This is a genomic window from Stenotrophomonas sp. (genome assembly GCF_032056425.1).
GTDB lineage: Bacteria > Pseudomonadota > Gammaproteobacteria > Xanthomonadales > Xanthomonadaceae > Stenotrophomonas.
The window spans coordinates 53,225-68,311 of the sequence record NZ_DAMBCN010000004.1 but is presented as its reverse complement, the minus strand read 5'-3'; the positions used below and the strand labels follow the sequence as shown (position 1 = coordinate 68,311).

Below are 15,087 nucleotides of genomic sequence, written 5' to 3'. Positions count from 1 at the left end.
GCAGCCATTACTCAGACTCCCCAGATCGCGTGCTGAGTCCCTCTCCTTCATCTGGACAGTTCACAGAAGATGATCGTTGCAAGAGCTCTACGTAAGGCGGCCATTGTCGGCGCGGCACTCGTACTCGTCGCCGCGGCCGTGGTCGTCGCATTTCTTCAGCACCCTCAGTTTGGCCGCTTGCCAAGCGGGAACGCCCTGCACCAGCTCGAGGCCTCCAGGCACTACTGGGACGGCATCTTTCACAACGAGGTTGATACGACGATCGATACCGACCCGGGTACCGGTTTCGTGGCCTCAGACGGGAAGGCGCGGCGTCCCGCCACCCAGATACCCGCGGTAAAGACGTCGATCAAAGACCTCGATCCCAATGCGGATCTGGTCATCTGGCTTGGCCACTCCTCCTACTACGTGCAGCTGGCTGGCAAGCGGATCCTGATCGATCCGGTCTTCACTGACAACGCATCCCCTGTCTGGCACACCAACAATTCGTTTGCCGGGACCAACATCTACTCGGCAGATGATTTCCCCGAAATCGACTACCTCTTGATATCCCACGACCACTACGACCACCTGGACTATCCAACGGTGAAGAGCCTCATGCCGAAGGTCAGGCACGTTGTGGCCGGGCTTGGCGTTGGCTCGTACTTCCGTGGCTGGGGTTACCCCGCCGACAAGGTCGTCGACGCAGACTGGCGCCAGATCATTGCGGCCGATGACCTGGAGATCGTGGTGACGCCGGCACGCCACTACTCAGGGCGCCTGTTTGAGAAGAACAAGACGCTCTGGGTGGGATATGTCGTCAAGTCCAAGAGCAGGCGCCTGTTCTTCAGCGGCGACTCCGGCTACGGGCCCCATTTTGCTGAGATCGGCAAGCAGTACGGGCCGTTTGACTGGGTAGCCCTGGATGACGGCCAGTACGATCGCAGATGGGCTAATGTCCACATGAACGCCGAACAGGCGGGCCAGGCAGCCGATGACCTGCACGCCGCAGCATTCACACCTGGCCACGTGGGCAGATTCTCCCTGGCACCCCATGCCTGGGATGAACCGCTGGAACAATCCGAAGTTGAAGCCAAGCGTCGCCACTACGCGCTTTGGACCCCCGCCATCGGTAGCCCGATGTACCTGGACGGGAGATCTCAGAAGTTTGGCACCTGGTGGAGGGCGCCTGGACATGTTCCGGCACCGACCGAAGCCTCTTTTAACTAACGGCACCTCCGCGGAGGCTTCTCCGCGGCTAGCCTTGGCATGCGGGCGTGCCCGCGTGGCCTACTACCGCAAACCCTGTAATGGAGTTTCCTATGTCTAATCGCCCCCACACTATTTGCCACATGATCACCACCTTGGACGGTGGACTGCTTGTGAGCCGCTGGTCGCCCCACGTGGATGGCTCCGGCCACAAGCGCATCTCCGAGGTCTATGAGGCAGTGGCAAACACGTTGAACGGGGACGCCTTCATCATTGGTCGCTCATCGATGGCCGAGTTCGATTCGGTTTCGGTGGGTGAGGCCTCCCTTTCGGACCTGACGACTCGTCCCAACTACCGCAACAGTGATGCCAAAGGTATGTGGGCAGTTGTGATCGACACCTCCGGCAAGCTCCGCTACGAGTCAGGGTACGCTGACGAGAACCCCATCGTGGCCGTTCTTAGCGAGCGTGTTTCCAGTGAATACCTCTCCTACCTCCGCGAGAAGGGCGTTTCCTACGTGTTCGCAGGCCCTGATGGAGGCGCCATCGAACATGCTGTGCAGGCACTGGGATCGGAGTTCAACGTCCAGCGTCTTCTGCTTGAGGGCGGCGGTGTCACCAATGGTCACTTCCTGTCCAGCGGGTTGATCGATGAGGTCAGCGTGGTCGTGTACCCAGGCGTGGATGGCCACGCCGGAAGCCCGACGATCTTCGACGCGAACGTTAAGCCCTCCAACCCTGTACTGACCGGCGCCTCGCTCAAGCACTTGAGTACCGAGACGCTGGAGCATGGCTTTGTCTGGCTGAGGTACTCGGTCGCAGAGACTGCCAAGCCGAACTAAGTGGGCGCGCTCGGCAGGCCCATCGGCCTGCCGGGCACCTTCAGAGAGCTAGACGAATCTCGCTGGCTAGGCGGTGTACTTGAACCAGTCTAGAAGAGCGGCAAACGCGGACGAGTGCTGGCGCCTGTTTGCGTAATAAAGATGGTAGCCAGAGAACGGGACACACCACTTATCCAGCACCTGGACAAGACGCCCTGAGGCTATGGCATCGAGCACCAAAGGCTCTGGTACATAGGCCAAGCCTAGTCCATCAAGTGCCGCGTTCATGACGTGGGTCATGCTGTTGAACACAAGCTGCCCTTCGCCTTGCACCGTAAATTCGTTGCCCTTCTCCTCAAATTCCCATGAGTAGATGGCGCCGGTCGGCCGATGACGGATGTGAACGCACTTGTGCTTGGTAATGTCCGCCGGCTTCTTGGGTGGGCCGTGCTTGGCGAAGTAGTCAGGGGATGCCACGACAACCAGGCGCCAGTCCGGCCCGACCCGGACAGCAATCATGTCCTTGCTAAGCGCCTCCCCTAGGCGGATTCCGGCGTCAAAGCGCTCCTCCACCACATTGGAAAAACCATAGTCGACGAAGAACTCGACTGTGATCTCTGGATACGCCTCGAGAAATCCCGCCAGTCTGGGACGTATCACCATCTCGATGGAATCGTCGGTGCAGGAAATGCGAAGCGTCCCGGCTGGGCGGTCGCGAAGCTCCCCCAGCGCTTCCACGCTCTCACCAATGGCGTCAAAGTGAGGCGCGATCGAACCCAGCAACCTCTCGCCGGCATCGGTGGTTGCGACATTGCGCGTGGTCCTGGCCAGAAGGCGAATTCCCAGCCTCTCCTCAAGCAAGCGCATGGAATGGCTCAGCGCCGATGGGGTCACCCCCAGCCTGGCTGCAGCCTTGGTAAAGCTCTGCTCCTGTGCGACCACCACGAAGGCCTGCAGATCATTGGTCTTGATAGCTGTCATGTGCCGGGTCAACCAGTGGGGGCGCTGGATCAGCCTACCACGGACTTGTGAGGGGAGCTCAGGAATGCTTGTAGCTGTAGACCGATTATCGGCAGGGCGAGCAGAGTCTATCTTGGCATCCAAGGTGATCGGCCGGTGCATCCCGCACCGCTCACCGTAGACCAAAGGATTCCCCATGAAGCGCACTACTCTGTTGCTGGCGCTGGTCGCCTGCTCCCTTGCCCCCTTCACTGCCTCCGCCGCCCCCGTCGCCCCGACGGGCGACATCCCGGCTGGTGCGGATAATTTCTACAAGAGCAACACCGTGTCTGGTGAACGAGTCTCCTTCATCAACCAGTACAAGATGAACGTGGTCGGCACGCTCTATCGCCCCAAGGGCCTGCGCGCCGGCACCCACGCCCCGGCGATCATCGTTGGCCACCCGATGGGCGCAGTGAAGGAGCAGAGCTCGCAGCTCTACGCTCAGAAGCTTGCAGAGCAGGGCTTTGTCACCCTGGCCATCGACCTGCCCTTCTGGGGCGAAAGCGATGGCCAGCCGCGTAACCTGGTTGCACCGGAGCTCTACGTTGAGGCCTTCAGTGCCTCGGTGGACTTCCTGGGCACCCGCGACTTCGTTGATCGCGATCGCATCGGTGTTCTGGGCATCTGCGGCAGCGGCGGCTTCTCCATCGCCGCGGCCAAGCTGGATCCGCGCCTGAAGGCTGTGGCCACCGTCAGCATGTACGACATGGGCGCGGTGACCCGCAACGGTCTGAAGCACTCGGTGAGCCTGGAGCAGCGCAAGGCCCTGCTGGAGAAGGCCGCAGAGCAGCGCTACCAGGAATTCACCACTGGCAAAGGCATCTTTTTGAACTATCTGCCGGCCAAGCCGGACGACAAGACTGACCCGGTCACCAAGGAGTTCTGGGACTTCTACCGTACCCCGCGTGGGATCTCCATTCCCAAGGGCTACACGCTGGAACAGACGCAGAACCGCATGCTCAGCAGTGAAGTTCGCTTCATGAACTTCTATCCGTTCAACGATATCGAGACCATCTCGCCGCGGCCGATGCTCTTCATTGCAGGCAGCGAGGCTCACTCGCTCGAGTTCAGTGAAGAGGCCTATCGACTGGCCGGCCAGCCCAAGGAGCTCTACATCGTCCCGGGTGCTGGACACGTCGACCTGTACGACCGTGTGGATCTGATCCCCTTCGACAAGCTCATCTCGTTCTTCAAGAAGAACCTGGACACCAAGTGACATCAAAGGGCGGCGCATACTGCGCCGCCTGAGCTGGCCACGCTGTGGCCTGGTCGGATTGATCGGTGGCCGGAAGGCGGCGATGCATACCTCTTGGCCACCTTTTCACCCTCCCCCCGTCGGTCCGACAGGGAATAGGCTCGCTGGCCACGCCAGTGAGCCTCTTCTCAGCGCTGCAACCTGTTCTCAGTGTGCCTATGTCATCTGAGCAACAAGCTCCCCACGATCCAATTCACCAATCGCTGCAACCTCATCTCGGCGCGAACTTCGACGCCGAGGTGTGTGTGTGCAAACCATCCTGATCGCCGCGCAGAATTGAGACCTTTGAGATGAAGAACAGACTGCTTACGAGCACGCTACTGCTACTGGCTGCATCCTGTGCCCATGCCGGTGATTTTGTACTGACCAGCCAGGATATCGGCCAGGGAGTGCAGCTATCCTTGGCCCAGGTGCAGGCAGGCTCGGGATGCACGGGAGGCGACGTCTCTCCGCAGCTCAGTTGGAGCAGCGGTCCTGAAGGGACCAGGAGCTATGCAGTCACCATGTATGACCCCGATGCTCCCACCGGCAGTGGGTGGTGGCACTGGTCTGTAGTGAACATCCCAGCCTCGGTGCACAGCCTGGCAACCAACGCCGGCACGACATCCGGTCAGAACCTCCCCGCGGGCGCACAACAGGGTCGAACTGATTTCGCCAAGCCTGGCTACGGTGGCGCGTGCCCGCCTCCCGGGCAAACCCATCGCTACCGCTTCAAGGTGTGGGCGCTGAAAATCGACCGAATCCAGATCAATGCCGAGATGAGCGCCGCCCAGATCGGGTACATGCTCGGAGCGAACTCACTGGCAACCGCCGAGCTGACCCCGATTTCTGATCACCGCTGACTCCGGCATCTCGCTGAGACATCAGCTTCGCCTCGGATGCGCCCGTGCCGGCCAGTTGGCTGGTGGCGCTGTCAACTTGATGCGTGATTACATCGCATCGACGTTGCGGGGCTCCAGGCAAAACCGGTGATTCATTAGCAATGCTGATAGGGTCATTCCCACTGGGGCCATAGTCATGCGCCCAGGCCCGAGTCAGCATCATCGAAGAATTGGCCAGGAGACCAGCGTATGTGCAATACAAGCAATGATGCTAGCGAGACCGGCACCCAGCCGTCGGTGATCAGCCGCCGGCGCGCATTGGCAATGGCTGGAGCCAGCTTGATCGCCGCTCCGGCACTTGCAGCGATTCCTCAGCGTGGCGCTGAGCAAAGCACCTCTCGAGTAGCTGCCCCGACCGGCCCGACCCGCGTGACGGCCTATGGGACGGAGCGCATGGGCGCTCCGATCGTGCCGATGCAGATCCAACGTAGAGCGGTCGGTCCACACGACATCCTCATCGACGTGCTATACGCAGGCATCTGCCACTCCGACGTCCACACCGTCCGCGGGGACTGGGGTGTACCTGCCTACCCGTGCGTGCCTGGCCATGAGATCGTTGGCCGTGTCGTGTCGGTCGGTGAGAAGGTGACCAAGTTCACCGTCGGCGAGATCGCCGGCGTTGGTTGCATGGTCGATTCGTGTGGCACCTGCGAGAACTGCTTGAATGATCGAGAGCAGATCTGCCTACGTGGCACGACCTTTACCTACAACTCCCCAGACAAGGTATCGGGCGGCACCACATTGGGCGGCTACTCAGAAGGCGTTGTGGTATCTGAGCGCTTCGCCATCCGAATCCCACCGGGAATGGATCTGGCATCTACCGCTCCCATCCTGTGCGCCGGCATCACCACCTTCTCCCCTCTCCGGCACTGGCAGGTAAAGCCGGGCCAGAGCATCGGCGTGGTGGGCTTGGGCGGACTGGGTCACATGGCAGTCAAGCTTGCGGTGGCCCAGCGTGCCGAAGTAACAATCTTCACCACCTCGCCGGGCAAGGTTGCAGATGCAAAGCGCCTGGGCGCCAAGCGCGCTGTGCTGTGGACGGACCGCGAAGCTCTCAAGCCGCTGGCCAATAGCCTGGACATGATCATTTCCACTGTGCCGTACCCATTTGAGGTCCAGCCCTTGCTGGATACCCTGGCGCTCGAGGGTACCTTGGTGAACGTCGGACTTGGAGAGCCGCGGGGCCTCAACACATTTGCCATGGCCTTTGGACGCAAGCGATTGGCCGGTTCGATGATCGGCGGCATCGCCGAGACCCAGGCGGTCATTGACCATTGCTTCGCGCACGGTATCGCTCCCGATGTGGAGATGATCACCCCGGATCAGATCAACACAGCCTTCGATCGAGTCGTTGATAAGGACGTGCGCTATCGATTCGTCATCGACTTTGCCTCCAGGAAGCATGCTGTCGCTTCTACGCCTGACGCCCGCTAAGGCGGCCGCTTCGGCGCCTTTGATGGAGATCTCGGGAGTGTCGCCGACAGCGACACTCCCAATACTTCGTTAAACGGACCACCTAGCAAGCCTAGGCTGGCTCTACTGCATCAGTGCGTACGGGTAGACATCAACCACCAGCGTCATCATCTGGTTTTACCCGTGTCCATTGACGGTCAGCTACCCGACGCAGCTAGTCAAGAGGATTGCAGACCACACGGGCGATATCACACTCAGCTTTGCCAACGCCCATAGTGAGAATGGCCGATTGTCATTCAGCCACTCTGCTTTGCGCCTGCTGCTTGACCGGCCTTGCGCTCAGACACCCTCCTCGCAAGTTCAAGATGGTCCGACTGAATTTCTGAGTTCAGGGAGCGCACCTTTTTCAGCAACGTGTAAGTTTCGGGTTTCTCATGATTCGAGCTCATGTTAGATGCCTGTGGCAGGTAGGCCATCAATGCTTGGCTGACTGCTGCAGCCGACTGAATCTTGTTCGTCAAGATCGTCAACTCGGTGCTCTCAAGCTGGAGCTTCTCGACGCGGCCGGCGGTGGCTGCTGCATCGGCTTGAGCGGTGGCCGATCTCTCCAGCTCCGACCTGGTCATCTCCAGCTCTCTCCGCTGTAGAGCAAGATCTCGCCGCTGAAGCGTAAGCGCGTAGATCAGCGAAGCGAATGCAAGGCCCGAGAACAGGGTGTTCACTGCGCCGAACATGTCGCCGAACTGACCGCGAACCTCCCATTTGCTCCAGACTCCGTAGATCACGCCGCCGGCGACGGCTTGGACGCAGATGATGGCAACGGCTATCCATATAAAGCCACGCCAGGACTCTTTCTCACCATTCTTATCGGATGACACAGACAACCCCTGTTTGGTTAAAAAGTAACGCTGCGGACCTGACATGCGATAGGCCAAGCGACTAAGAAAGACTCACGCACCATCGATCAACGGCGGGCGGCTGCGTCTTCAAGATCCCCTGTCGATTCATCAGCCAGTGCCTTCAAGGCAATTGAGGCAGCAGCATAGGGCAAATGCCGATTGTCTAGTACATCGCGCGGGTTAGACATGACAGCGCAGTGCGCTTGGTGGATCGAGCGCCCGCACCTTGATGCTTGGCTCAAAGGAGTGTAGGGATATTCCCTACGCGCTCAGTGCAAGGCTTCGGTTAGCATGCAAATTCAAATGGACTGAGGAGAAATTGATGGCCGATGTCAACGCAACAGATGACCAGGCTTCCTTTGATGAGCTCCTGTTGGATACCCCTGGCACACCGCCAAGTGCAACCAAGGCAGCTGTCAGGGAAGGACTCAATGGGCACGAGTTCCTTAATGAAGACGATCTTCGTCGCTTTACTGGCTTTCTCCGTGTTCTCGATAAGGATGTGCAGCTGCGTAATGAACTTCGCCAGTCAGACCACACAGCGCTGGACGATGATAAGGAGTTCGAGCGAAAACGCGATGAGAACTTGAAGTTCGCGCTAGAAGATCTCATGGAATCTCGGATTACGGCGGATGCTGTCGCCGACGGCAAACTCAAGGACGCCAAAGAGCGGCTTCGGACTCTCAAGGCCACCGTCAGCGCGTCGGCTCAAGCTATCAAGACCACTTCACCCAAACAGGATTTTGGAGTGATCGTTGACACCGGCGAGCCGGAAGACATTGATGGCGTTCTCTGGCTGATCGTCATCCTGTCGCTGCTGACCTACCAGATCGCTGATGCAGCTCTGGCAGTGCAAATCAAGGCCGATGAGGAGGAGCACCAGCGAATCCGAGAAAGAGCTCAGGCACTGGATGAGTTCATCACGGAACTCTTTCAGAATCCTGCTCCCGACGCAGAAATCACTCCTGGCCCGGCAAATGGTGGAGCAACACCTCCGCCCCCCGCACCGCCTCCTGTAACAAATGACGCTGTTGCCAGCGATCCGGCCCCCACTGTCGATCCACGTAAAATTCGGAAGTTGCGGTAACTGTTCTGTTGCACCGCGTCGAGCATCAAGTGCGTTCGATTGCAGAGCCGTCTGGCTTCTACGCGCTTGCAGTGGCGTTTAGCCGCAAGCGATTTTTCCGGTTCAATGATCGGTGAAATCGCTGAGACCCAGACGGTCATCGGCTATTGCTTCAGGCACGGTATCTCACCAAGTGGAGACGATTTCCCCGAATCGGATCAGTGCTGCTTTTGATCGAGTCGTTGATAAGGGTGTGTTCTATCGATTCGTCATGGTCATTTCCTCCAAGGAAGCAGTCTGCCGCTTCCACGCCTAACGCCGTCTAAGGCGGCGGCGCCCACCATACCTGCAGCTTGATGGAGGTCTCGGGAGTGTCGTCAACAGCGACACTCCCGACATCACGTTGAACGGCCCGACCACGGATCCAGAGATCGGCCTTGGCAACCAAAGGCTCAAGGTCTGAGGCAAATACAGCGGACTACAGCTGATTGCTGTAGCGCTCGGGGACAGACCTCCGACACGGTGCCACCTCGGCCACCACGATGGTGGGGCCGCTGAAGGTCTTGCCTGGCCCCTGCTGCAGACAGATCTTGTTCTGGAGATGCCACTGCTCGGCGTCCAGAGGCTTGATACGCCGATAGCCACCCTTGGCCAGCGTTATCCTGCGGTGCTCGTTCATGCTTTCCGCAGCTGCCTGCATCGCATCTTGATAGCGATGGTCGCCCGCCAACCAGGATGCCGCCGGCGAAAACGACCAAGTCAGTACGGCTCTCTTCCAAGCGCGGCTGGACCCTGCGGAGTACATCCTGGGCTTGAGTCGATGCATCGCGCCAACCTTCGCGATGAACCAGCTGCCCGTTTGAACCTGCAGCGGGCTCTACTTGGCCCAAAGCCGACGCTCGGGGTGTTATCGCCCAGTCGCCAAACCCTGCCATCTGTCCGGCGCGCCTTTCAGGGCCAGCCCCAGGGGAGATAGATACGCTTGTTTGGGCTGATCTCTCTGGTCCGCCGCTGCCAGTCAGTATAGGCATCCATGTAATTCGTTGGCCGCATATCACCAGCGATCGTTGCGCTGTTCGAGTAGAGGATCACGTTGTAAATCTCAAGCACTGTCTCGCAAGCCGCCTTGTGCCCAAGGCCGGCAAGATCTGAGGCGATGAGCCCCATAGAGTCCAAGTTGTTTGGCTCAAAGATCTCAAGCTTGTTGTCATCGCCAACGAAACGGATAGATCTGATGATCCGAAGTGCTTCGCTGCGAAGCTCTGAGAAGCGTGCGTACTTGGTGACTATCAAGCTGGAGTACAGCCCGCCGGCGATGCCGATTGGAAGGGAGAGGATTAATGCCAGTAGGGACTCAAGCGACATTGTCTGGGGCCGTTGGTCTATGCAGGTCTGTGACCTAATGAATTGTTCCAGATACGGCCCGAGGTACAGCGAGCCGCCGCTCTTCTTACCTCTCAAGCATAGGTCTGCTCGATCCACCCAACAAGGCAATGACCGAGCCGGGCTAGCTGGCCACAGGCCAGCGACAAGCGTGTTGCGGCCTGGGCGCTGAACCACGGCGTGCCGCCCGTGCCTGACTGTTGGAACACTAGCTCCACGAGGGGAGGAGGTTCATTCGCCTCAGTGTCTCGCCAGCACTGCGCAGCCGATTACCTTGCTGGATCTCCCTGACGATTCGGCCTTGATGCCGTCCCACCCACAATTCCAAGCCGCGCTTGCCTTGCTCCAAACTTGTGCATCTACGGACAGGCCGATGTCCCGGGGCACAGTCCAGATGAAGCGCCAAGATGGCTTCCAACGGCGCGCTTCGGTTGGACTGGTGAATTGCCGCCACCCACTGATCACCGAAGGCAACCACCGTGGCGCGCTTAGCCGTCAAAGCGGGCTTGATCCACCTAAACCCAGGCGGAAGGCCCTGCACTGAGGGTAATGGTCGCAAATCTTCTCTACTACCAAGAAGGTCGGCCACCTGATCCAATGCAATTCCTGGCAGCAGCACGGCCGCAGCCTTGCGCTCGACGTACCTCTTGGCCTCCTCTGCGCTGTGCGCATGGGCCTCTTCAACTTCCCACATCTTGCCCATATCCACCACCGCTCGGGCTCCGCCGGGGATGCTATGAATTGATGCTACCTGCCGGCCTCTCCACATCAGGCTCCAGCGATCGGCGAGGTTGATCCACCCATCCTGGGCATGGATACGGGACACTTTCGGCGGGGGCGTCTGGGTTGCCATGCAGCGAGCATACGCATCGCCATCTCACCAAATGCGACGCTGGCACCAAGGCTCCTCAGGCGACTCGAGTGTGCGGCTCAACCAGCTGAGTCAGCCGATCCATGGCCGTACCGTTCAACGCCTGAGCGTCACCCCGCTGGTTGAACCTTGTCCAGTCGCTCAGAGCCAGTTGCCGAAGGTCGTGCGGTTCCAGTGAGAGCCAGCGCATCGGCCAGTATGGAAGGCGACGTTGTCCGACACGGCCCTGCTGCAGTTCGACCAGGCCATGGTGGCTGGAGGCCCCCAGCACGCGGGAATACGCCACTGACAGGCCATCCATAGGCCCCTCCATGTACTGCAGGAACCGCTCCCCGTCGAACATCAAAACACCAGTTACGCCGGCAGATCGATTGAACCGCTTGGCGTCTTCGACAAGCACGTCCAGCACCGCACGAGATTCCGCAGTCGGGGACGCAATTTTCGTGCATGCCTCACTGACATATACGACGGCCCGGATCGGCATGTCGGCTCTCGACTCTCCATTGGACCATCGACTGTACTCGCACGCGTTGCGCAGCATGTGAGGCCTATTCAGCGACGCGTGCTTGGCCTGTGCCGCAATGCCAGGCATCGATGGTGCATGCACCAATCATGCAGTTGTCGCGACTGGTCAAGTCCTTCGGAACTTCGACAAGTGCTGACAAGTGAGACACGAACGGGGCGGTTACGCCCGCCAGTGAAGGTGATCCTGCCACCCTTCCGCAGCCCCAAAACTCCTTACCCGAGCTTCATTCGTTAGGCCGCCAACCAGGTGAGCGTTCACACGCGCATGCCAACTTATGGAGTCTGCGGTTGTAGCTCCCATAAGCCTGCGAAGGACAAGCAGCAGGAAGAACGAGCGAGTTGGCGCATACGGAGCCGCGCGCTCACACCAACCTGCTGCTTTGGGTCGCTTAACCGCAACACCCAGTTCCTTGTTCCACAGCCTGCTGTGGTGAGCAACTACATTTCGCGCCACGCTTGTGACATGGAGCCAGTTCGCCAGAACAGGGGGAGCGATCAAGAGAGCCCCCGAAATGGCCTTCTGTTCTTTGCTCTGCAGAGCTGCGTAAAAGCGAGAGAGCGATCCAAGAGACATGACCTCGGTGGTCATCCAGATCGGCACCTTGGGAAATGCTGGCGAAGAGTACCTCTTCTTGTAGTGGTCGATGAAAGTCTCTCTGGAACGAGACACTTCATTGAGAACACCCTCCAGCCAGTCCTGATGGTCAGAGCCTCGGAAAGAGAAGTTGCGCGCCTCCAAGTGGCCAAATGGGCCGAAAGCGTGCGCAAAGTGATAAGTGAGCAGGGTCCGTATGGCCACCTCAATGTGGCCGACTGCTTCCATCACCAGATCTCTCAGTCCCCTATCGAACTCGTAGAGGCTGATCGCGTCCTCAAAGGTCGCGTTCTCACGGAACTGGTCACTGCCAGGCACTCGTTGAGTGTGGAGATAGCCCATCAGGCGGTAGTAGCCCACCCGTTCCAGGTAGCGATTGGCGCTGGCCTCATCGCCGATGAACAGCCCACGTTGCTGGAGCTGCTCTAGCTGTGCATCTATCGACAGCGGGGGCTTGAGGTACTGAGTCATCCTGACACCAAACACCGGGCAAAAAAAACCCGCCTATTTGCGCGTGTCGCGACGGATCGCGTCAGAGGCGTGGCGGGTATGTTGGGGCCAGTGTAACCACCCCAACAATTACCTGCAAGTAATCATGGGTCGTCTCCACAGGCCGTGGAGCCCTGTTCGTAATGCTGTAAGGCCATCATCGACTTGAAATCATCCCCGTCATTGCCCACATTCAACAATGTGAAGGCCCTGTAGGCATCGGTGACGCCAGTCGAGGACCACCTCCCTTGGTCCTGCCTGGAGGATCAGGGGCAGGACGCGGCGGCTCAATTAAAGAGGCCCAGTGCCGCTAAGGAAGATGACGAACTCCCCTTAGCGATGGCATGACCGAATTCACCGACTTCCCTGACGACGACCGTAATTGGTTCATCCTTCACATGGATGGCTATGCCAAGCCGCACAAGGGCACCGACTCGACCGCTGTTGAGTGCCAGCTGGTGCCTATCCCCTTGGGGATAGGGGCGCCTGAGAAGCTCTCACTTCGGCAGATCGCCGAGCTGTTCGGCATGCGTGACGGCGAGGCATTCATCACCACGATCTTTGTTGGCGCCGTGTCTGTGTATGCCGTTGGCGATGTCTTCAAGCGCAGCAAGTACGTCGGCTCCCTGCCGGCAATGCAGTTGCGTACCGGGAACGCGCTGGCAGACGGCGAGTCTTCTGCGCTCTATACCACGCATCACAGCACGGGCCGCTTGCAAGAAGTGCATGCTCACACTGAGATCGGTCGTGACAGCAATCGCTACCCCATCAAAGTTCTGTCAAAGCGCCAGCTGGACCTTGATCCGCGGTACCGCGCCAGAAGTGAGTTCCTGGTCGTCAGAAACACCAGCAGCTCAGATCCGACCAAGCACGTGGAGTTCGTCATTCCACGCATGGCGGTCTACCGTGCCTTCTACGGATTCACCAACAAGGTCGCCGACATCTTCAGCATGGGGCCGTGGGACACCGTTGCTTCCGAAGCGGTCTACTCGCAAGACTTTGCCGGCAACAAGACAGGGGCTGATGAAGAAACCGGCGCTTGGAACCTAGTGCTGGAACTGGGCATGTCTAAGGACGACGCCACGCTGATCGCACTTCTCTATTTTGACGAGTACGGGAGAATTCAAGCGAATCGTCTTGCCATCCCGATGCAGAAGGCTACGGAGAGGGTCGACCTTGATCCTTCACAGGACCCGCGTTGGTACACCAACGCCAGGCTTCCCTTGCAGCCAGGCAGAGGGCCGTACCGCGCAGTGGTCTCCGGCTACGCCCTACGACGGCGAAAGGGAGATTCCTTCCAAGGAAAGATCCTGCTGGTGCGTGCAATCCATAGCGTGAACATGCCTGAAGGAATGCCACCGGTAGGCAAGATCCTGATCAACGACAACACCGACGGTGCACAGGTCCAGGTGACCGATGGGCAGAAGACCTGGAAGCCCAAGCCCCGGGAGCAGAGGAAGCGCCCCAGTGGCATGCCGAACGTTGACACACGTGCAGGCTCCACGAAACGAGAGGGCTTTGATGTCCCTGCACTGTCATTTGAGGTCGATCCACCCCACCCAACCCATGACCTGGCCAAGGACAAGAGCACCACTCGTACCGGCGCTCGGCCGGCACCAAATGATCCACCAACGAATGAGGGCTCACACGGAAAGCCCAATGGCGATGAAGAGTCCGTCAGCCACCTGCGCGCTCGTAAGGAGAAGCGGCCCGCATCCGATATCCACGAAGGGCTCATCACAGCAATGGAGATGTTGCGCACGAAGGGTCACATCCGCGACTTTGCTGTAATTGGACCAGTAGTCCTTTGCCAGCTGGTGCATGTCGCTGCGTTCAAGTGCTGGAACTTCTTGACCGAGCACCAGCATGAAGCGCTCCGAAAGAACGCGACGGTTGGCCCTTACGTTGCGAACTGGTCAACACGCTGCTGGCCCTACCTTGTTTCTGGAAGCGATCCCTTCACTGCCCAGGAACGCTCTGCTCTGGTGCTGGAGGTCGACCTCCCCAATGGCCAGAAGGGCTTCTGGTTCGAGATTGAAATGCGGGGGACTGAAAACTATTCCTCTGCATTCGTCTTGCACCGCGGCGGAGTCGCTCGCAGGGAGATCACAGAGGCACTACAGATCATCCGGCAAGCAAGTGGTATTTCGATGTCGCGACACTTCCATTCCAAGGGCATCGAATGCTATTGCCATCCTCACTACTTTGAGAAGGATGCCAGCAAGAAGAACAAGGCGAAGAAGGGCGAGACACCAGCGGGCGAAGCTAAGCAGGATGATGCCAAGCTGACCCAAGTAGATGCTTCCTCGGCAAAGACCACTAGCTCTGACGGAACAGCAGCCGGGGCCTCAGCGGATCCCAAGACTACGACCAAGCCAGCCAAGACCAAGTCCGGCGTTTGGAGCGCCGGCCCACTGATCACCTTCTTCAGTAGATTTTCCGCTGACGAGAAGATCCCGGGATGAGCTGTTCCCAGAGGCGGCTCGATGCCCTATCGCGGACAACTCGACGTCGACCGTTTCTCGGGGCGACATGTTGTTTTGAGTCAGCAGTTCTGTCATCGGAACACCCGAGGCCGACCTTGGGGGGGCCAGGAGTTCATCACTTGGTCGAGTACTCAGGGCCCCCGCTGCGCGGGGCCTGTAGGCCGACTCATGAGCTGACTCCGACCAACGCCCGGCGCTAAGTACCGGCCCATC

At 59.1% G+C, this 15,087-nt stretch carries 13 protein-coding genes; 7 read left to right on the top strand and 6 right to left on the bottom strand.

The features are described 5' to 3' along the window. Positions 1-69 precede the first annotated feature (69 nt). Positions 70-1,209 (top strand): MBL fold metallo-hydrolase, encoded by a 1,140-nt coding sequence (locus RTY46_RS04565; RefSeq protein ID WP_312706879.1) that lies wholly within the window; start codon positions 70-72, stop codon positions 1,207-1,209. An 80-nt stretch (positions 1,210-1,289) separates the two neighbouring features. Further along, the gene (locus RTY46_RS04560; RefSeq protein WP_312706877.1) at positions 1,290-2,030 is read left to right on the top strand and encodes a dihydrofolate reductase family protein; all 741 of its coding nucleotides are present in this window, start codon (positions 1,290-1,292) and stop codon (positions 2,028-2,030) included. 66 nt (positions 2,031-2,096) lie between these two features. Here the strand turns inward: RTY46_RS04560 and RTY46_RS04555 are convergent, their stop codons facing one another. After that, positions 2,097-2,990, bottom strand: a complete 894-nt coding sequence (locus RTY46_RS04555) for a LysR family transcriptional regulator (protein ID WP_312706876.1) — start codon at positions 2,988-2,990, stop codon at positions 2,097-2,099. A gap of 175 nt (positions 2,991-3,165) precedes the next feature. Here RTY46_RS04555 and RTY46_RS04550 point away from each other — a divergent pair, with 175 nt between their 5' ends. From RTY46_RS04550 to RTY46_RS04540, 3 genes are all read left to right on the top strand, one after another. After that, positions 3,166-4,227 carry an alpha/beta hydrolase gene (locus RTY46_RS04550; protein ID WP_312706875.1) on the top strand — a complete coding sequence of 354 codons (1,062 nt, stop codon included), beginning with the start codon at positions 3,166-3,168 and terminating at the stop codon, positions 4,225-4,227. A gap of 329 nt (positions 4,228-4,556) precedes the next feature. Next, positions 4,557-5,108, top strand: a complete 552-nt coding sequence (locus tag RTY46_RS04545; protein ID WP_312706874.1) for a YbhB/YbcL family Raf kinase inhibitor-like protein — start codon at positions 4,557-4,559, stop codon at positions 5,106-5,108. Between the two features lie 432 nt (positions 5,109-5,540). Then, positions 5,541-6,581 (top strand): NAD(P)-dependent alcohol dehydrogenase, encoded by a 1,041-nt coding sequence (locus RTY46_RS04540; RefSeq protein WP_312707045.1) that lies wholly within the window; start codon positions 5,541-5,543, stop codon positions 6,579-6,581. Between the two features lie 275 nt (positions 6,582-6,856). Here RTY46_RS04540 and RTY46_RS04535 read toward each other — a convergent pair whose 3' ends face one another. Next, positions 6,857-7,483 (bottom strand): hypothetical protein, encoded by a 627-nt coding sequence (locus tag RTY46_RS04535; protein WP_312706873.1) that lies wholly within the window; start codon positions 7,481-7,483, stop codon positions 6,857-6,859. A gap of 298 nt (positions 7,484-7,781) precedes the next feature. On the opposite strand from RTY46_RS04535, the gene RTY46_RS04530 reads away from it, so the two are divergent. After that, complete coding sequence (locus RTY46_RS04530) at positions 7,782-8,546, top strand: hypothetical protein (RefSeq protein ID WP_312706872.1); 765 nt, start codon at positions 7,782-7,784, stop codon at positions 8,544-8,546. Between the two features lie 457 nt (positions 8,547-9,003). Here RTY46_RS04530 and RTY46_RS04525 read toward each other — a convergent pair whose 3' ends face one another. The 4 genes from RTY46_RS04525 to RTY46_RS04510 form a co-directional block, all read right to left on the bottom strand. Further along, positions 9,004-9,204 (bottom strand): hypothetical protein, encoded by a 201-nt coding sequence (locus RTY46_RS04525; RefSeq protein WP_312706871.1) that lies wholly within the window; start codon positions 9,202-9,204, stop codon positions 9,004-9,006. A gap of 272 nt (positions 9,205-9,476) precedes the next feature. Further along, a complete protein-coding gene (locus tag RTY46_RS04520; RefSeq protein ID WP_312706869.1) occupies positions 9,477-9,986 on the bottom strand; it encodes a hypothetical protein in 510 nt (169 codons plus the stop codon). 830 nt (positions 9,987-10,816) lie between these two features. Further along, positions 10,817-11,263, bottom strand: coding sequence for a BLUF domain-containing protein (locus RTY46_RS04515; RefSeq protein ID WP_312707044.1), 447 nt, complete (start codon positions 11,261-11,263; stop codon positions 10,817-10,819). Between the two features lie 201 nt (positions 11,264-11,464). Further along, positions 11,465-12,370 carry an Abi family protein gene (locus RTY46_RS04510; protein ID WP_312706868.1) on the bottom strand — a complete coding sequence of 302 codons (906 nt, stop codon included), beginning with the start codon at positions 12,368-12,370 and terminating at the stop codon, positions 11,465-11,467. A 362-nt stretch (positions 12,371-12,732) separates the two neighbouring features. Here RTY46_RS04510 and RTY46_RS04505 point away from each other — a divergent pair, with 362 nt between their 5' ends. Beyond that, entirely contained in the window at positions 12,733-14,853 is a 2,121-nt protein-coding gene (locus tag RTY46_RS04505) for a hypothetical protein (protein ID WP_312706867.1), read from the top strand. Positions 14,854-15,087 lie beyond the last annotated feature (234 nt).

What these genes read in the sequence shown, in the direction of transcription:
- RTY46_RS04565 (WP_312706879.1), top strand. Translation starts at nt 70, where the DNA reads ATGATCGTTGCAAGAGCTCTACGTAAGGCGGCCATTGTCGGCGCGGCA.
- RTY46_RS04530 (WP_312706872.1), top strand. Translation starts at nt 7,782, where the DNA reads ATGGCCGATGTCAACGCAACAGATGACCAGGCTTCCTTTGATGAGCTC.
- RTY46_RS04560 (WP_312706877.1), top strand. Translation starts at nt 1,290, where the DNA reads ATGGAGTTTCCTATGTCTAATCGCCCCCACACTATTTGCCACATGATC.
- RTY46_RS04540 (WP_312707045.1), top strand. Translation starts at nt 5,541, where the DNA reads ATGGGCGCTCCGATCGTGCCGATGCAGATCCAACGTAGAGCGGTCGGT.
- RTY46_RS04515 (WP_312707044.1), bottom strand. Translation starts at nt 11,263, where the DNA reads ATGCCGATCCGGGCCGTCGTATATGTCAGTGAGGCATGCACGAAAATT.
- RTY46_RS04545 (WP_312706874.1), top strand. Translation starts at nt 4,557, where the DNA reads ATGAAGAACAGACTGCTTACGAGCACGCTACTGCTACTGGCTGCATCC.
- RTY46_RS04525 (WP_312706871.1), bottom strand. Translation starts at nt 9,204, where the DNA reads ATGAACGAGCACCGCAGGATAACGCTGGCCAAGGGTGGCTATCGGCGT.
- RTY46_RS04535 (WP_312706873.1), bottom strand. Translation starts at nt 7,483, where the DNA reads ATGTCAGGTCCGCAGCGTTACTTTTTAACCAAACAGGGGTTGTCTGTG.
- RTY46_RS04510 (WP_312706868.1), bottom strand. Translation starts at nt 12,370, where the DNA reads ATGACTCAGTACCTCAAGCCCCCGCTGTCGATAGATGCACAGCTAGAG.
- RTY46_RS04550 (WP_312706875.1), top strand. Translation starts at nt 3,166, where the DNA reads ATGAAGCGCACTACTCTGTTGCTGGCGCTGGTCGCCTGCTCCCTTGCC.
- RTY46_RS04505 (WP_312706867.1), top strand. Translation starts at nt 12,733, where the DNA reads ATGACCGAATTCACCGACTTCCCTGACGACGACCGTAATTGGTTCATC.
- RTY46_RS04555 (WP_312706876.1), bottom strand. Translation starts at nt 2,990, where the DNA reads ATGACAGCTATCAAGACCAATGATCTGCAGGCCTTCGTGGTGGTCGCA.